This is a genomic window from Achromobacter sp. UBA2119 (assembly GCF_002331005.1).
GTDB lineage: Bacteria > Pseudomonadota > Gammaproteobacteria > Burkholderiales > Burkholderiaceae_B > Achromobacter > Achromobacter animicus.
This window is the reverse complement of record NZ_DCYD01000022.1, coordinates 12,684-29,220: the sequence shown is the minus strand read 5'-3', so window position 1 is coordinate 29,220 and position 16,537 is coordinate 12,684. Positions and strand designations below refer to the sequence as shown.

The following is a 16,537-nucleotide window of genomic DNA, read 5'->3' as shown; positions in this document are numbered from 1 at the left end:
CGGTTTCGCGGCGGTGGCAGTTTCACGGCGGTAGCGGTGCCGCCCCTGTGGCGGCGCGCGGCGCGCCATCCGGCTTAGAATCGCGGTTTCGGATCACCCCCCCATTTCCGCGCCATGCGCCTGCGCCACATCGAGATATTCGAAGCGATCCGCCGCACCGGATCCCTGACCGAAGCCGCCGCCGCGCTGCACATTTCCCAGCCTGCCGCGAGCAAACTGCTGGCGCATGCGGAAAGCCAGCTGGGCTTCAAGCTGTTCGACCGCGTGAAGGGCCGGCTGGTCGCCACGCGCGAGGCCGAGATCCTCACCCCGGAGATCGCGCGCCTGAGCCAGGACCTGAACAGCGTGCGCAGGCTGGCGACCAACCTGCGCGACCGGCCCCACGGCCATCTGCGGCTGGGCTGCGCGCCGGCGTTGGGACTGGGTCTGTTGCCCGGCGTTGTGCGCGACAGCCGCAACGCGCAACCCGGCATCACCTTCGACATCCACACGCACCACAGCGCCGAACTCGTGCAAGGGCTGCTGACGCGGGAGCTCGATCTGGCGATCACGTTCGACACGAACGATTATCCCGGCCTGACGCGCATGGGGCTGGGGCACACGGAACTCGTGCACCTGAGCCGCAAGCCCGGGAATGGGCCGCTAAGACTGTCGGAATTGTCTGAAACCGCGGACGCCACGGCATCCGGCGACACGCTCATCGTGCTGGACGCGGGCGACGCATCGGGCGCCCTGCTCCAACTGGCGCTGGATGCGCAGGGCCTGGCGCCGCAGGTCGCCATCCAGGTGCAGACCCATTACGTGGCCTGCGCGCTGGTCGATGCAGGCTGCGGCGACGCCATCGTTGACGCCATCACCGCGCGCGCCATGCTGCGTCCCGGCATGACCCTGCGCCGTCTGGAACCGGCGCTGCGCGTGCCGATCAGCATCATGACGCGCAACCAGGATCCGCTGTCGGCGTTGCACCGAGACCTGATCGAACGTCTGCGCACGGCGTGCGCCGCGCTGCTGGAAGGGCTGGACACGCCCGCCTGACAAGCCGCGCGCGGCCGGCAAAGCACAACGCACAAAGCACAACGCACAACGGGCGCCCGAAGGCGCCCGTTGCTGTGTCGATCGGGGCAACCCAGGCCGCCCCGCGCAGCATCAGTCCAGCTTGATGTTCTGCTTCTTCACGACGTCCTGGGCCCAGTTGAACTGTTCCTGGATTTCCTTGGCGAACTCTTCCGGCGTGTTGCCCGACGGCGCCGAGCCTTGCTCGTCCAGCGCCTTGATGACCTTCGGGTCCTTCAGGGCCACGACGGCGGCGTCACGCAGCTTGTTCACGACTTCCATCGGCGTGCCCTTGGGCGCCAGGAGGCCGTACCAGACGGGCTGGTTCAGCACCGGGAAGCCGACGTCCTTGAAGGTCGGCACACCCTTGACGGCGGCGATCTGCTCGGGCCACGCGATGGCCATGGCGTTCAGCTTGCCGGCCTGGATCTGCGGCATCGAGGACGGCAGGTTGTCGAACAGGATTTCGATCTGGCCGCCGACGGCGTCAGCCAGCGCCGGGCCCGAACCCTTGTAGGGCACGTGCACGATGTCGGTGCCGGTGGCCATCTTGAACGATTCGCCCATCAGGTGCAGCACGCCGCAGGTGCCCGAGCTGCCGTACGAATACTTGCCCGGGTTCTTCTTCAGCTCTTCGATGAAGCCCTTGAAGTCCTTGGCGGGGAACTTGGGGTTCACGGCCACGACGTTGGCGGTGTTGGCGAAGTTGGTGACCGGCTGGAAGTCCTTGATCGGATCGTACGGCAGGTCCTTCGGACGGCAGGCGGGGTTCACAGCCATCGTGGAGACGGTGGCGATGGACAGCGTGTAGCCGTCGGCCGGTGCGCGCGCGGCTTCGGCCGCACCGATGGCGCCGCCGGCACCGCCCTTGTTTTCAACGACCATCGGCTGGCCGAGTTCCTGGCTCATGCGCTGCGTCACGAGGCGCGCAATGATGTCCGTGGAACCGCCAGGCGCGAACGGAACGATCACGCGGATGGCCTTGCTGGGGTACTTGTCTGCGGCGTGCGCGACCGAAGCGCCCAACGTGCCGGCAGCACCGGTAGCAAGGGCGATGGCCACTGCCAGGGAGCGGACCTTATTCATAGTTGTGTTTCCTCCAAGATTGCGAGCCCGTGTGTAGACGGACCGTTGTGTGTTGTGCCCGCCTGTAGACGGACCAGCAGATAACGGTGCGGGCGCATTGCTTGTGCGCAGCGTGTCTACGCCGCATTTATAGGTTGCTTGTGGCACACGCGCCCGCCAGAATGACGGAGAATAGCAGCAAATGCTTACACCCGCATAGCGCGCCCGACGCCGCCCGGCGCCAGACGAAAAACCACTCCCTCATGTCTGTTGCACTCCTGGTTCTCCCCGATTTCATGCTGGTCGCGCTGGGTTGGGCGCTACGTCACAAACTGGGTTTCTCACGCGAGTTCTTCGCCGGCACGGAACGTCTCGTCTACTTCGTGCTGTTCCCCGCGCTGCTGTTCCAATCGATCCTGCGCACGCCCATCACGGCGGGCAACGCGGCGCTGCTGCTGCAGGCCACCGCGTCGGTCATTGCCGCCGGCGTCGCGATGGCGTGGCTGGCGGGCCTCGCGCTGCGGCCCTCGTCGCTGGGTCTCGCCTCCTCCGCGCAATGCGGGTTCCGCTTCAACACCTATATCGGGCTGGCGCTGTCGGCCAGCCTGGCGGGCGCGCCGGGCCAGACCGTCATGGCGCTGATCGTCGGCTTCGCAGTGCCCATGGCCAATGTCGCCGCCGTCTATGGCCTGGCGCGCCACAGCGGCGGCAACCTGCTGCGCGAACTCGCGCGCAATCCGCTGGTGATTTCCACGTTGCTCGGCCTGGCCTGCAATCTGGCGGGACTGCAGCTTCCCGGCCCCGTCGACACGGTGTTCGCACGCTTGGGCGCGGCGGCGCTTGCGCTGGGCATCATCTGCGTGGGCGCCAGCCTGGCGTGGGAAGGCGGCAAGGGTTATGGATCTCTGATCGCGTGGATGCTGACGGTCAAGCTGGTCGCGCTGCCCGCGGTGGCGCTGCTGGTGGCGCACCTGCTCGACCTGCCCCCGCTCGAAGCGCGCATGTTGCTGCTGTTCGCGGCGCTGCCCACGGCATCCGCGGCGTATGTGCTGGCGATGCGCATGGGCGGCGACGGCCGCATGGTCGCCGTGCTGATCTCGCTGGGCACGTTGTTTTCAGCGGTCACGATCCCGTTGTGGCTGCTCGTGGCGGGCGGCTAGCCCGCTCACAAGAAAAATGGCCGCCCTTTGCGGGGCGGCCATATTCATGGGACCGGCGGCGCGGGCCGGCGTGTGACGCTTACGACGGCTTGTGCGCGTTCGTCATCGAGCCGGGCACGACCCATTCGGCAAACTGCGCTTCGGTCACAAAGCCCAGCGCCAGCGCCGATTCCTTCAGCGACAGGCCTTCCTTGTGCGCCTTCTTGGCGATCTGCGCGGCCTTGTCGTAGCCGATGTGCGGATTCAGCGCGGTGACCAGCATCAGCGAACGGTCCACCAGTTCCGCGATGCGCTCGTGGTTGGGCTCGATGCCCGCGGCGCAATGCTGGTCGAAGCTGGCCATGCCGTCCGTGAGCAGACGCACCGATTGCAGGAAGTTGTGGATCACCAGCGGCTTGTAGACGTTCAGCTCGAAATTGCCGCTGGCGCCGCCGATGTTGATGGCCACGTCGTTGCCCATGACCTGCGCGGCCAGCATCGTGATGGCTTCGCACTGCGTCGGGTTGACCTTGCCCGGCATGATCGAGCTGCCCGGCTCGTTCTCGGGGATGCTGATCTCGCCCAGGCCCGAACGCGGACCGCTCGACAGCCAGCGCACGTCATTGGCGATCTTCATGAGGCCCGCCGCCAGCGACTTCAGCGCGCCGTGCGCGAACAGCAGCGCTTCGTGCGACGCCAGCGCCTGGAATTTGTTGGGCGCCGAGACAAACGCCGTGCCGGTAGCGTGGGCCAGTTCGGCCGACACCTTGGGGCTGAATTGCGGATGGGCGTTCAGGCCGGTGCCCACTGCCGTGCCGCCGATGGCCAGTTGGTGCAGCCCGGGCAGCGTGGCGCGGATCTGCTGCTCCGCCAGATCCAGCTGCGCCACGTATCCGGACAGTTCCTGGCCCAGCGTCAGCGGCGTGGCGTCCTGCAGGTGGGTGCGGCCGATCTTGACGATGTCGTAGAACTTGGCGCTCTTGGCCGCCAGCGTGGCGCGCAGGGCCTTCAGCGACGGCAGCAGGCGGTGTTCGACTTCCACGGCGGCCGCCACGTGCATCGCGGTCGGGAAGGTGTCGTTCGACGATTGTCCGCGGTTGACGTGGTCGTTCGGGTGCACCTTGCGCTCTTCGCCGCGCACGCCGCCCAGCAATTCCGAGGCGCGGTTGGCCAGCACCTCGTTCATGTTCATGTTGCTTTGCGTGCCCGAACCGGTCTGCCAGACGGACAGCGGAAACTCGTTGGGCCACTTGCCCGCGACGACTTCATCAGCGGCGCGCATGATCGCGTCGGCGATCTTGGGGTCCAGCTCGCCCAGGTCGGCATTGACCTTGGCCGCCGCGCGCTTGAGCCGCGCCATCGCATTGACCAGCGGCTCCGGCATCTTCTCGGTGGAAATCGCGAAGAAATGCAGGGAGCGCTGCGTCTGCGCTCCCCACAGGTGGTCTTCCGGCACCTCGATGGGGCCAAAGGTGTCTTTTTCGATGCGGGTCTTCATGGCGCGTACAACTCCGTGACGGCGTCAGTCGCGTGCGGCGGAAGGCCGCAAAGTCGCGACATTATTGAGAATAGCAATCGTTATAGGTTAGCAGAAACCCGCATTCCTATAATTGCTCCCATCTGTGCTCCGATCCTCGTTTTTTACCACTGCTCCCGCGCCATGTCCGCCCCCCTTGCCACCCTGACCCTGCACCTGCCCGACGAAGCCGCCACCGAGGCGCTGGCGCGCCAGCTCGCCCCGATGGTCACCGGCGCCAAAACCGGCCTGCCAGGCGCATGTATTCACCTTCGAGGGGACCTCGGAGCAGGAAAGACGGCCTTCTCCAGGGCATTGTTGCGGGAAAGCGGCATCACAGGCCGAATCAAGAGTCCAAGCTACGCGCTGCTTGAATCCTATAAAGTTTCTAACTTATACTTCTATCACCTTGATTTTTATAGATTTAGTGATTCGCGCGAATGGTTGGACGCAGGATTCCGGGATTTACTGCGTGACGAAGCAGTCGTTTTGATCGAATGGCCGGAGCGGGCGGAGGGTCTTTTGCCCCCGCCCGACCTGCTGATCTGCCTGGACTATGCAGGCGACGGACGTGACGCCAGCCTGACCGCGTACACCGCTCGAGGACAAACATGGTTGAACGCGATTGTCCCCCCGCCCCTGACGGCGCCCTCCCCTCGGCAGGCGCCACCCGCCGACGCCTGATCAGCGTCGCCGCCACCCTGCTCGTCCTGCCGGTCGTGCCAAGGCTGGCGCAGGCTGCAACGATCCTGGCTGTCCGGACCTGGCCGGCAGACGAATACACCCGGGTCACGCTGGAACTGGACAGCGAACTCAAGGCCGAACAATTCACCCTTGAAAATCCCCACCGCCTGGTGGTCGATATCGAGGGACTGACCCTCAGCGCGGCACTAAACGACCTGGTTTCAAAGGTCCGGCCCGACGACCCCTACATCCAGAGCCTGCGCGTGGCGCAGAACCGTCCGAACGTGGTGCGGCTGGTGTTCGACCTGAAGCAGCCCGTGGCGCCGCAGGTGTTTACGCTCAAGCCGGTGGCCGATTACCAGTACCGCCTGGTGCTCGACCTGTATCCCAAGATCGCGCAGGATCCGCTGATCGCGATCCTGAACAAATCCAGCGGTCCCGACGTGGACGATCCGCTGGCGCGCATCCTCGAAGACATCCAGCGCAACCCGGTGACCCGCGCGGATCCGCCCGAGCCGCCGCGCGTGCGCGGCCAGCAGCCGGCGCCCGCCCTGCTCACCCCGCCCAAGCCCCCCGCCACCGCCAGCCGCGGCAAGCCGCGCATGCTGACCATCGCGCTGGATCCCGGGCACGGCGGCGAAGACCCGGGCGCCATCGGCAAATCCGGGCTGCGCGAAAAAGACGTGGTCCTGCGCATCGCGCGGCGCCTGAAGGCGCTGATCGACAGCCAGCCCTACATGCGCGCCTACCTGACGCGCGACGACGATTACTTCGTGCCCCTGCACGTGCGCGTGCAAAAGGCGCGCCGCGTGCATGCGGACCTGTTCATCTCGATCCACGCGGACGCCTGGGTCAAGCCCTCGGCCAACGGCTCGTCGGTATTTGCGCTGTCCCAGCGCGGCGCCACCAGCGCGCAGGCCCGTTGGATGGCCGACAAGGAAAACGCGGCCGACCTGATCGGCGGCGTCAACCTGGGCAGCCACGATCGCCAAGTCGCGAAAGTGCTGCTGGACCTGTCCACCACGGCCCAGATCAATGACTCGCTCAAGGTTGGCAACGCCTTCCTGGACGAGATCAAGAAGATCAACCGCCTGCACAAGAACAGCGTCGAGCAGGCCGGCTTTGCCGTGCTGAAGGCGCCGGACATCCCGTCGGTGCTGGTCGAAACCGCCTTCATCAGCAATCCGCAAGAAGAAGCGCTGCTGCGCAGCTCCTCGCACCAGGACAAGCTGGCGCAGGCCATGATGACCGGCATCCAGCGCTACTTCACGGCCAATCCGCCGCTGGCCCGTTTGGGCGATCTGAGCTAGCCGGGATTCGGCCACGCGCTCGGACTCATTTCAGGGTCCACGAAAAAAGGCTATGCACCTTCCGGCGCATAGCCTTTTTGTTTGCGCAGCGCGGACGCTATTGCGTGCGGCGCGCGCGCACCAGCTTGAGGACACCGGCCCCCACTACCGGCACGACCGCCGCCGCCAGGCCCACCAGCACGATGGTGTTCAGGTGATCGCGGATGATCGGGATGTTGCCAAAGAAGTAACCCGCCGCCACCAGGCTGATCACCCACAACAGCGCGCCCATGATGTTGAACAGCTGGAAGCGCGCCATCGACATCTCGGCCACGCCCGCCACGAAGGGCGCGAATGTGCGCACCACCGGAATGAAGCGCGACATCACGATCGTCTTGCCGCCGTGCTTTTCGTAGAACGCGTGCGTGCGCATCAGCGCACCGCGGTCCAGAAAGCGCAGGTTCATCGAGAACACCCGCGGCCCGATGTAACGGCCGATGGCGTAGTTCAGCGAGTTGCCGGTCACGGCGGCGACGATGAGCAACACCGACATCAAAACGGGGTCGATGTGCCCTGTCGCGCCGAAGGCCCCGGCAATGAACAGCAGCGAGTCGCCCGGCAGGAAGGGCAGCACGACCAGCCCGGTCTCCGCAAAGACGATGAGAAACAGCACCAGGTACACCCACACGCCGTACTGCTCGACCCAAAGGCCAAGCGTCTGGTCGATGTGAAGCACCATATTGAAAAACTCAAGCATTGAAGCGCCCCTGATATCCGAGTGGAATTTGTCAGCGACTATAGCCGACCGGGGCATGACGCTAAAATCGTCCGCACTGCTACATAAGATCTGGGCCTCATGACCGAACGTCGTTCCATCCTTGCGCTTCCCGACCTGCTGATCAGCCAGATCGCCGCTGGCGAGGTCATCGAGCGCCCCGCGTCCGTGCTCAAGGAAATCCTTGAAAACGCCATCGACGCGGGCGGGCGCGCCATCGAGGTCCGCCTCGAAGGCGGCGGCATCCGGCGTATCGCCGTCACGGACGATGGCGGCGGCATTCCGCCCGAGGAACTGCCCCTGGCGCTGGCCCGCCACGCTACCAGCAAGATCCGCTCGCTGAACGAGTTGGAATCGGTCGCTTCCATGGGGTTCCGCGGCGAAGCGCTGGCGTCCATTGCGTCGGTCGCCCAGGTGTCCATCATCTCCCGCACCCGCGACGGCGATCACGCCTGGCAGATCGACGCGGGCAGCATGCAGGTCGGCCCCGCGTCCGGCCCGCCCGGCACTACGGTCGACGTGCGCCAGCTGTTTGACGCCGTGCCGGCCCGCCGCAAATTCCTGCGTTCCGAAGCCACCGAGTTCGGCCATTGCGTCGACGCCATGGAGCGCATCGCGCTGGCGCATCCGCAGATCGCCTTCCGCCTGTTCCACCACGACCGCGCGCAGCGCCAATGGCTGCCGGCCGACCCGCCGCAGCGCATCCGCGACGTGCTGGGCGCCGAATTCGCCGAGCACGGTCTGCTGCTGTCGCATTCGGTCGGCACGGTCAGTCTAGCCGGCATGATTACCCGGCCGACCGCCGCCCGCGCCCGCGCCGACCGCCAATACCTCTACGTGAACGGCCGCTACGTGCGGGACCGCACCGTCAGCCACGCGCTGCGCTCGGCCTATGCCGACGTGTTGCACGGCGACCGTCAGCCCGCGTACGTGCTGTTCCTGGACATCGACCCCGCCGCCGTGGACGTGAACGTCCACCCGGCCAAGCACGAGGTCCGTTTCCGCGACAGCGGCGCCGTGCACCGCTTTGTCTCGCACGCGGTCAGCCAGACGCTGGCCCAGATGGGCGGCTCGTCGGCCGTTGCGCCTGCGGGGCACGCTGAAGACGCCGAATTTGAAACCGTAGCGCGCCCGGCGGGCGACGCGGCCACGACCGACTCCGCCGCACCGGCTTACCGGCCGGCCACGCCGTCCACGACGGAATCTCCGCGCCCGGGCTACGGCGGCGTGAATGGCGGCTACGGCAGCACGAATGGCGGCAATGGCGGCTTGAACGGCGCCGCGGCTGGCGGCTCGAATGCCGGCGCTTACCCTGGCGCGAGTGGCCAAGGCAACGGCGCCGCCTACGGCCTGCGCCCCTCTCCCGCCCCCCAGCGCCCGCACACCCAGGTCCCCTTCCGCCTGCACGCCGAACCGGCCGGGATCCCCGCCGCCGACTGGCAATCGCTCTATCGCCCGCTGACCGACGACACGGCGGCCCGCGCCGCGCCCCTGCGCGAACCGTCGCCCGCGTCCGCCGCGTTACCGGCCGACGAAGAACACCCGCTGGGCATGGCGGTGGCACAACTGCACGGCGTCTACATCCTGGCGCAGAACCGCCGCGGCATGGTGCTGGTGGACATGCACGCCGCGCACGAGCGCGTGGTCTATGAACAGCTCAAGCAGGCCCTGGACGCGCGCAGCCTGCCGCGCCAGGACCTGCTGGTGCCCGTGGTGTTTCACGCGCAGGAAAAGGACGTGGCGCTGGTCGAGGAGTTCGAAGAACAGTTGAACGACCTGGGTTTCGAGATGCGCCCGTCAGGCCCCACGTCCATCGCCGTGCGGTCGGTGCCGGCCATCCTGGCGCGCGGCGACATCGAAACCCTGGCCCGCGCCGTGCTGCGCGACCTGGGCGCCGTCGGCGTGTCGCGACTGCTCACCGAACAGCGCAACGAACTGCTCTCGACCATGGCCTGCCACGGGTCCGTGCGCGCCAACCGCAAGCTCACGCTTGAAGAGATGAACGGCTTGCTGCGCCAGATGGAAACCACGGAACGGGCCGACCAGTGCAATCACGGGCGGCCCACCTGGGTGCAGTGGTCCATGTCGGACCTGGACAAGCTCTTTCTGCGCGGACAATAGCTTGTCGTCTTCCCAATCTCCCGCATCGCTCCCGGTCATCTGCCTTGCCGGCCCCACCGCGGCCGGCAAGAGCGCGTCCACGCTGGCGCTCGCCGAACGCTGGCCGCTCGAAATCGTCAACGTGGATTCGGCCACGATCTACCGCGGCATGGACATCGGCACGGCCAAGCCGTCGGCAGAAGAGCAGGCCCGCGTGCCGCAGCATCTGCTGGACATCCTGGATCCTGCCCAGTCGTATTCGGCCGCGGAATTCCGCGCCGATGCGCTGCGCCTGATCGGGGAGATTCGCGCGCGCGGCCGCATTCCGCTATTGGCGGGCGGCACGATGATGTACTACAAGGCGCTGCGCGACGGCCTGGACGACCTGCCGCAGGCCGATCCTGCCCTTCGCGCCGAACTGGAAGCGCGCGCCGCCCGCCTGGGTTGGCCCGCCCTGCATGCCGAGCTGGCGGTGCTGGACCCCATCACCGCCGCGCGCCTCGCGCCCAACGATAGCCAGCGCATCCAGCGCGCCCTGGAAATCTGCCAGCTGTCCGGCCAGCCGATGTCGGCGCTGCTGCAGCGGGCCGAGCGCAAGCCGGACGACGACGCCAACCGGTATCTGACCATCAGCCTGGAACCTTCGGACCGCGCCGCGCTGCACGCGCGCATCGAACAGCGCTTTGACGCCATGCTGCTGCACGGCCTGCTTGACGAGGTGCGCGGCCTGCACGCCCGCGCCGACCTGCATCCGGGCCTGCCGTCGGTGCGGTGCGTGGGCTACCGGCAGATGTGGGCGCACCTGGACGGCGAGATCGACCTGGATACCGCCCGCGAACAGGGCATCGCGGCAACGCGGCAGCTGGCCAAGCGCCAGATCACCTGGCTGCGTGCGCAGCCCGAACGCGTGATCGTGGACTGCCTGGCCGCCGACGCCGTCGCGCAGACGATCGACGCCGTGGCGGTGGCGCTGGCGGACTGACGGGCGGCAACACTTCCTAATTCGAGGGTGTCTCTCGAAGGTGTCTGCCCCCCCTGAGTCAGCATCGCAGGATGAAGTCGGTCTCATTGGGGTGTCAGACACCTTCGAGAGCGTGGTGCCCAGGCGACCGCTCGCGACACAAAAAAAATGACCGCCATCACGGCGGTCATTTCATTTCAGCGCTATCGCCGCGGCATCACACCACGAAGGTCTGCGCCATGCCGGCTTCCTGGGGAACGATCTCGCCCAGCTTGCTGACCGTCTCGCCCTGCTCGCGCAGCGTGGCGGCGATGGCGTCGGCCTGGGCCGGGTCCACCACCAGCACCATGCCGATGCCGCAGTTGAAGACGCGGTACATCTCGGTGTCTTCGACGCCGCCCTGCTCCTGCAGCCATTGGAACAGCTTGGGCATTTCCCAGGCGTCGCGGTGCAGCTTGGCGGCCAGACCGTCCTGCAGGATGCGCGGCACGTTGTCCAGCAAGCCACCGCCCGTGATGTGGGCCAGGCCCTTGATGTCGGTGCCGTGCTTGGCCAGCGCGGCCAGCACCTGCTTTACGTAGATGCGGGTCGGGGCCATGACCACGTCCACCATCTTCTGGCCGTGGAAATCGTCGTCCGGCTTGGCGCCGGCGCGTTCCAGGATCTTGCGCAGCAGCGAGTAGCCGTTGGAGTGCGCGCCGCTGGACGCCAGGCCCATGACCACGTCACCCGCCTTGATGGACTTGCCGTCGATGATCTTGGACTTTTCCACCGCGCCCACCGCGAAGCCGGCCAGATCGTATTCGCCGTCCGGGTACATGCCCGGCATTTCGGCGGTTTCGCCGCCGATCAGGGCGCAGCCCGACAGTTCGCAGCCCTTGGCAATGCCGCCCACCACCGCCGCCGCCGTGTCCACCGACAGCTTGCCGCAGCCGAAGTAGTCCAGGAAGAACAGCGGCTCGGCGCCCTGCACCAGGATGTCGTTGACGCTCATGGCGACCAGGTCGATGCCGACCGTGTCGTGGCGGTTCCAGTCGAACGCGAGGCGCAGCTTGGTGCCCACGCCGTCGGTGCCGGAAACCAGCACCGGCTCCTTGTAGGTCTTGGGCACTTCGAACAGGCCGCCAAAGCCGCCGATACCGGCCAGCACCCCGGGACGCATGGTGCGCGCGGCAAGGGGTTTGATTCGGTCGACCAGGGCGTCGCCTGCGTCGATGTCGACACCGGCGTCGCGGTAGGTCAGGGGGGCTTTAGGTTGGTTCGTCATGAGAAATGCCGTGGGGTATGTAACAATTGCTGGGATTTTGGTGGAACGCCCTGCATTTTACGATGACGCGGGCATGGACAGGCGCGTAAGGCGCAAACCCACGCCAGGCCGAGCGTTCAGACGCGACATCAGCGCCCCAGGTGGTTTAAAGTGTAGGGTTGGCCGGTATTGATTTTGCCAGTTTCTACATGGCCCTTGCATCATCGATTTTTCTTGGCTTTTTTTCCTGGCTTTTTGTGGCGCCCCGAATTGGCTATTCCGGCGCCTTTGAAAATGGCTCTTCCGGCGCCCCTGAACATGGCTATTCCAGCGCCCCTGAAAAGCCCGATTGCTAACTCTCATGAACCGCCAGCTGCTGCTTGACGTTCTCCCCGCGCCAGCGCCATCGCTGAACAACTACATCGCCGGCCCCAACGGAGAAGCGGTGGCGGCCGTGCGTGCGCTCAAGCCCGGACGGGCCCTGTACATCTGGGGCGCCGCCGGCTGCGGCCGCACCCACCTCTTGCGCGCGCTGACCGCCCGGCCCGATGCCGTCTACGTCGACCCGGCCAACGGCGAAAACATGTTGCGCCGCCTGGCCGAGGCCGATTCCAAATCGCCCATGCCCAAGTTCGTGGCGGTCGACGACGTGCACCGCATGGACGACAGCCGCCAGGCTGCCCTGTTTGCGCTGTACAACCGGTGGCGCGAATCCGCCGCCACGCAGCGCGCCTTTGCGCTGGCGCTGGCCGGCGACCGCGCGCCGCTGTCGATGCCGCTGCGCGAAGACCTGCGCACGCGACTGGGCTGGGATCTGGTGTTCCGCCTGGATCCGCTGTCCGACGCCGACAAGCTGGCCGCGCTGTCCGCGCAGGCCGCCGAACGCGGGCTGCATCTGGCGCCCGAAATCATCAACTGGATGCTCACGCACCACGAACGCGACATCCGCAAGCTTGCCGCGTTGCTCGACGCGCTGGACCGTTATTCATTGGCCACCGGCCGCCCCATCACCCTCCCCCTGCTGCGCGCCATGCTCGCAGATCCTGATTCACAACGCACATGACCACCCGACGTCTCGCCCTGTTCGACCTGGATCACACCTTGCTGCCGCTCGACAGCGACTACCAATGGGCCGACTTTCTGGCGCGCACAGGCCGCGCGGGCGATCCCGTCGAAGCCCGCCGCCTGAATGACGATCTGATGGACCGCTACAACCGCGGCGAACTCACGGCCGAACAGGCCGCGGAATTCATGCTGGGCCTGCTGGCCGCGCATTCGCCGTACGACCTGGCTGCCTGGCACGAAACCTTCATGGGCGAAGTCATCCGCCCGTCCATCACGCCGGCTGCCCGCGACCTCGTCGACAGCCACCTCGAAGCCGGCGACCTCTGCGCCATCGTCACGGCCACCAACAGCTTCGTCACCGCCCCGATCGCCCGCGCCTTCGGCGTGCCCCACCTGGTCGCGACCGACGCCGAGTACCTGCGCGGCCGCTACACCGGCCGCATCCTGGGCACGCCCAGCTTCAAGGAAGGCAAGGTCGTGCGCGTCAACGACTGGCTCGCCGGCATGGGGCTGGGGGTTGCGGATTTCTCCGAATCGTTTTTCTATAGCGATTCGGTCAATGATGTACCGCTGCTCGAAAAAGTGACCCGTCCGATTGCCGCCAACCCCAGCCCCACCCTGCGCGCCATCGCACAGGAACGCGGCTGGCAAGTGATCGACCTGTTCGACCACATGGAAGATTCGAAGTCCTAAATGATCACTGAAACCATAAGAAAATTCGTCGGCCGGCTCTTCGCGCCGACACCCAAGGGGCCGTTGCGCATCGGGCGCGACAAGCACGGAATCGATCGCCGCAACGTATCGCGCCACGCCATCAAGGTGTGCGAGGTGCTGCGCCAGCACGGCTACGAAGCCTATATCGTCGGCGGCGCGGTGCGCGACCTGATCGTCGGACTGGAGCCCAAGGACTTCGACGTGGCCACCAACGCCACGCCCGAACAGATCCGCCCGCTGTTCCGCCGCGCGCGCATCATCGGCCGCCGCTTCCAGCTGGTGCACGTGGTGTTCGGCCAGGAAATCATCGAGACCTCCACCTTCCGCGCGCCCGCCTCGGAAGACCAGGAGACCGACGAGCACGGCCGCATCCTGCGCGACAACGTCTTCGGTTCGCAGGAAGAAGACGCCAAGCGCCGCGACTTCACCATGAACGCGCTGTACTACGACCCGCACAACGAGGAAGTCATCGACTACCACGACGGCGTGGCCGACCTGAAGAAGCGCCAGATCCGCATCATCGGCGACCCCGTCAAGCGCTACCGCGAAGACCCGGTCCGCATGCTGCGCGCGGTGCGCTTTGCCGCCAAGCTGAACGGCACGATCGACCCGGCCACGCGCCAGCCCATCAGCACAATGGCCGACCTCATCGAAAACGTGCCGGCCTCGCGCCTGTTCGACGAGATGCTCAAGCTGCTGACCTGCGGCCATGCCATGGACTGCCTGCGCCAGTTGCGCGCCGACGGCCTGCACAACGGCCTCTTGCCGCTCCTGGACGTCGTGCTTGAGCAACCCGGCGGCGAACACTTCGTGGAACTGGCGCTGGAACGCACCGATGCGCGCGTGCGCGCCGGCAAGACCATCAGCCCCAGCTTCCTCTTTGCCGCGCTGTTGTGGCAGCAGGTGGACGTGCGCTGGAAGCAGTTGCGCGCCCAGGGCGAGCACACCATCCCCGCGCTGTCGACGGCGGCGGACTCGGTGCTGGACGAACAGACCGAAAAGCTCGCCATCCAGCGCCGCTTCTCGTCCGACATGCGCGAAATCTGGTTCATGCAGCCGCGTTTCGAGCGCCGCATGGGCAAGACCATCTACCGCATGATCGAGCAGCCGCGCTTCCGCGCCGCCTGCGACTTCCTGCAGCTGCGCGCCGCCGCCGGCGAATTCGACAGCGTGCTGGCGCAGTGGTGGATGGATCTGGCCAATGCCGACGACGACTCCCGCGCCGAGATGATCGAGGAAATCTCGCGCCAGCCGCGCGAAGCCTCCGATGCGGCCACGGGCACGGCCTCTCCCGCGCGCCGGCGCCGCCGTCCGCGCCGCAGCGGACCGCGCAGCGCGCCCGCTGGCGAGTAACCCCATGCCGCAGCCGTCCGTGCGCGCCTACGTCGGCCTGGGCGCCAACCTGGGCGACAGCGCGGCCACCCTGCGCCAGGTCCTGGCGCAGTTGCAGGCCACCCCGGGCATCACCGGGGTAGCGGCTTCGCCGTTCTACCGCAGCGCGCCGGTGGAGGCCACCGGCCCCGACTTCATCAACGCCGTGGCGGCTGTGGACACCGTCCTCGCGCCGCTGGCGCTGCTGGACGTCCTGCAGGCGCTTGAAAACGAACACGGCCGCCTGCGCCCCTACCGCAATGCCCCCCGCACCCTCGATCTGGATCTGCTGCTGCACGGCGATACGCGACTGGATGACGCGCGGCTGATCCTGCCGCATCCCCGCCTGCATCTGCGCGCCTTCGTCCTGCTGCCGCTGCGCGATCTTGCGCCCGGCTTGGCCGTGCAAGGACAGCCGCTTGACGCGTGGATCGACGCGATCCACGATCAGCCGATCGAACGAATCGCACCCTGAGCGCAGGATCAGCAACGCGGCGCAATGCGCGCCTGCGCAATCGCGCGGCACATTGCGCGGCACATCGCGCAGCACATGACGCGACACATGACGCGACACATAGCACGACACATAGCGCGACACATGGCGCGCCGCGTGCCAGCCGTCATGCCTTCGGCGTAAACGCCATCATCGCCCGCTCGACGTCTTCCACGCCCGGCAGCCCCGCCTCGTTCCCCAGATGCTGGATCTTGTGCGCGGAGGCCGCCCGCGCAAACGTGAAATGCTCAATCCACGGTTGTTCCGGCCGTGTCAGGTAAGACCACACATACGCGCCGTGAAACACGTCGCCCGCGCCCGACGTGTCGATGATGCGCGCAGCCGGCACGTCAAGCGACGGCAGCATGTCGACGCGCCCCGTCTCGTCGTACCACAGCATCCCGCGCTCGCCGAGCGTCACCGCGCCGATGCGGCAGCCGCGCGCCTTCAGCAGATCCAGCAGCCCTTCGGGCGACAGACCTAGCTGCTCGCACATGCGCTCGGCGCACACGGCCACGTCGATATGGCGCAGCAGTTCGTCAGTGTTCTCGCGCATGCCGCCCCCGTCCAGCGAAGTCAGCACGCCGGACTGGCGGCAGGCGCGCGCGTAATGCAGCGCGGCGTCGGGCTGATGACCGTCCAGATGCAGGGCGCGATAGCCGCTAATGTCCAACCGGGGGAAGTCGTTCAGGTAGCCCGCGTCGCGTGCGCGGACGATGGCGCGCTTGCCGTGGTTGGGCATGATGAACGACAGCGAGGAGCGCCGCACCTGGCGCGCGTGCAGCGTGACGCCATGCGCGGCCGCCATGTCCGAGTACATGTGGCCGAGCCAGTCGGGCGCCAGCGAGCAGATCAGATCGGGCGGCAACCCCAGCCGCGCGCAGGCAAACGCCGCCGTCACCGCATTGCCGCCGAACGAGACCGCGTAGTCGCGCGCCACGCTTTTCTGGTCGCCCGTGGGCCATTCGTCGGCCAGCACGGTGACGTCGATGTAGGTATGTCCGATGAAAAGCGCCTCGCCCATGGGCCCGCCTTGTCAGGTTGTATGCGCGGGGCGCCTCGGCGC

General features: G+C 66.9%; 15 protein-coding genes. 10 read left to right on the top strand and 5 right to left on the bottom strand.

Going from position 1 to position 16,537, the window contains the following annotated elements:
- Positions 1-114 precede the first annotated feature (114 nt).
- Positions 115-1,035 carry a LysR family transcriptional regulator gene (locus B3098_RS27600; RefSeq protein ID WP_286900381.1) on the top strand — a complete coding sequence of 307 codons (921 nt, stop codon included), beginning with the start codon at positions 115-117 and terminating at the stop codon, positions 1,033-1,035.
- Positions 1,036-1,146: 111 nt separating this feature from the next.
- Here B3098_RS27600 and B3098_RS27595 read toward each other — a convergent pair whose 3' ends face one another.
- Positions 1,147-2,139 (bottom strand): tripartite tricarboxylate transporter substrate binding protein BugE, encoded by a 993-nt coding sequence (locus tag B3098_RS27595; RefSeq protein ID WP_279975763.1) that lies wholly within the window; start codon positions 2,137-2,139, stop codon positions 1,147-1,149.
- Between the two features lie 242 nt (positions 2,140-2,381).
- On the opposite strand from B3098_RS27595, the gene B3098_RS27590 reads away from it, so the two are divergent.
- Positions 2,382-3,278: an AEC family transporter gene (locus tag B3098_RS27590; RefSeq protein WP_286900379.1), complete on the top strand. Its 897-nt coding sequence runs from the start codon at positions 2,382-2,384 to the stop codon at positions 3,276-3,278.
- 79 nt (positions 3,279-3,357) lie between these two features.
- On the opposite strand, the gene fumC is transcribed toward B3098_RS27590, so the two are convergent.
- Positions 3,358-4,755, bottom strand: coding sequence for a class II fumarate hydratase (fumC, locus tag B3098_RS27585; protein WP_175123263.1), 1,398 nt, complete (start codon positions 4,753-4,755; stop codon positions 3,358-3,360).
- Positions 4,756-4,917: 162 nt separating this feature from the next.
- On the opposite strand from fumC, the gene tsaE reads away from it, so the two are divergent.
- Both tsaE and B3098_RS27575 read left to right on the top strand, forming a co-directional pair.
- Positions 4,918-5,457, top strand: a complete 540-nt coding sequence (tsaE, locus tag B3098_RS27580) for a tRNA (adenosine(37)-N6)-threonylcarbamoyltransferase complex ATPase subunit type 1 TsaE (protein ID WP_175123264.1) — start codon at positions 4,918-4,920, stop codon at positions 5,455-5,457.
- Positions 5,385-6,767 (top strand): N-acetylmuramoyl-L-alanine amidase, encoded by a 1,383-nt coding sequence (locus B3098_RS27575; protein WP_286900376.1) that lies wholly within the window; start codon positions 5,385-5,387, stop codon positions 6,765-6,767. Before tsaE ends, B3098_RS27575 begins: the two co-directional genes overlap by 73 nt.
- A 97-nt stretch (positions 6,768-6,864) precedes the next feature.
- On the opposite strand, the gene B3098_RS27570 is transcribed toward B3098_RS27575, so the two are convergent.
- Positions 6,865-7,503, bottom strand: a complete 639-nt coding sequence (locus tag B3098_RS27570) for a VTT domain-containing protein (RefSeq protein ID WP_175123266.1) — start codon at positions 7,501-7,503, stop codon at positions 6,865-6,867.
- Between the two features lie 99 nt (positions 7,504-7,602).
- On the opposite strand from B3098_RS27570, the gene mutL reads away from it, so the two are divergent.
- Positions 7,603-9,642 (top strand): DNA mismatch repair endonuclease MutL, encoded by a 2,040-nt coding sequence (gene mutL / locus B3098_RS27565; RefSeq protein WP_286900374.1) that lies wholly within the window; start codon positions 7,603-7,605, stop codon positions 9,640-9,642.
- Between the two features lies 1 nt (position 9,643).
- On the top strand, positions 9,644-10,603 hold the full coding sequence (gene miaA, locus B3098_RS27560) for a tRNA (adenosine(37)-N6)-dimethylallyltransferase MiaA (RefSeq protein ID WP_286900371.1): 960 nt from the start codon (positions 9,644-9,646) through the stop codon (positions 10,601-10,603).
- A gap of 196 nt (positions 10,604-10,799) precedes the next feature.
- Here the strand turns inward: miaA and purM are convergent, their stop codons facing one another.
- Positions 10,800-11,849 carry a phosphoribosylformylglycinamidine cyclo-ligase gene (purM, locus tag B3098_RS27555; protein ID WP_286900369.1) on the bottom strand — a complete coding sequence of 350 codons (1,050 nt, stop codon included), beginning with the start codon at positions 11,847-11,849 and terminating at the stop codon, positions 10,800-10,802.
- A gap of 340 nt (positions 11,850-12,189) precedes the next feature.
- On the opposite strand from purM, the gene hda reads away from it, so the two are divergent.
- The 4 genes from hda to B3098_RS27535 are packed head-to-tail and all read left to right on the top strand — an operon-like array spanning position 12,190 to position 15,453.
- A complete protein-coding gene (hda, locus tag B3098_RS27550; RefSeq protein ID WP_105237474.1) occupies positions 12,190-12,891 on the top strand; it encodes a DnaA regulatory inactivator Hda in 702 nt (233 codons plus the stop codon).
- Complete coding sequence (locus B3098_RS27545) at positions 12,888-13,586, top strand: HAD family hydrolase (RefSeq protein WP_286900367.1); 699 nt, start codon at positions 12,888-12,890, stop codon at positions 13,584-13,586. The genes hda and B3098_RS27545 overlap by 4 nt, the downstream gene beginning before the upstream one ends.
- Complete coding sequence (gene pcnB / locus B3098_RS27540) at positions 13,587-14,960, top strand: polynucleotide adenylyltransferase PcnB (protein WP_286900365.1); 1,374 nt, start codon at positions 13,587-13,589, stop codon at positions 14,958-14,960.
- A 4-nt stretch (positions 14,961-14,964) separates the two neighbouring features.
- The gene (locus B3098_RS27535) at positions 14,965-15,453 is read left to right on the top strand and encodes a 2-amino-4-hydroxy-6-hydroxymethyldihydropteridine diphosphokinase (protein ID WP_286900363.1); all 489 of its coding nucleotides are present in this window, start codon (positions 14,965-14,967) and stop codon (positions 15,451-15,453) included.
- A gap of 145 nt (positions 15,454-15,598) precedes the next feature.
- Here the strand turns inward: B3098_RS27535 and B3098_RS27530 are convergent, their stop codons facing one another.
- On the bottom strand, positions 15,599-16,495 hold the full coding sequence (locus B3098_RS27530) for a sugar kinase (RefSeq protein WP_286900362.1): 897 nt from the start codon (positions 16,493-16,495) through the stop codon (positions 15,599-15,601).
- Positions 16,496-16,537 lie beyond the last annotated feature (42 nt).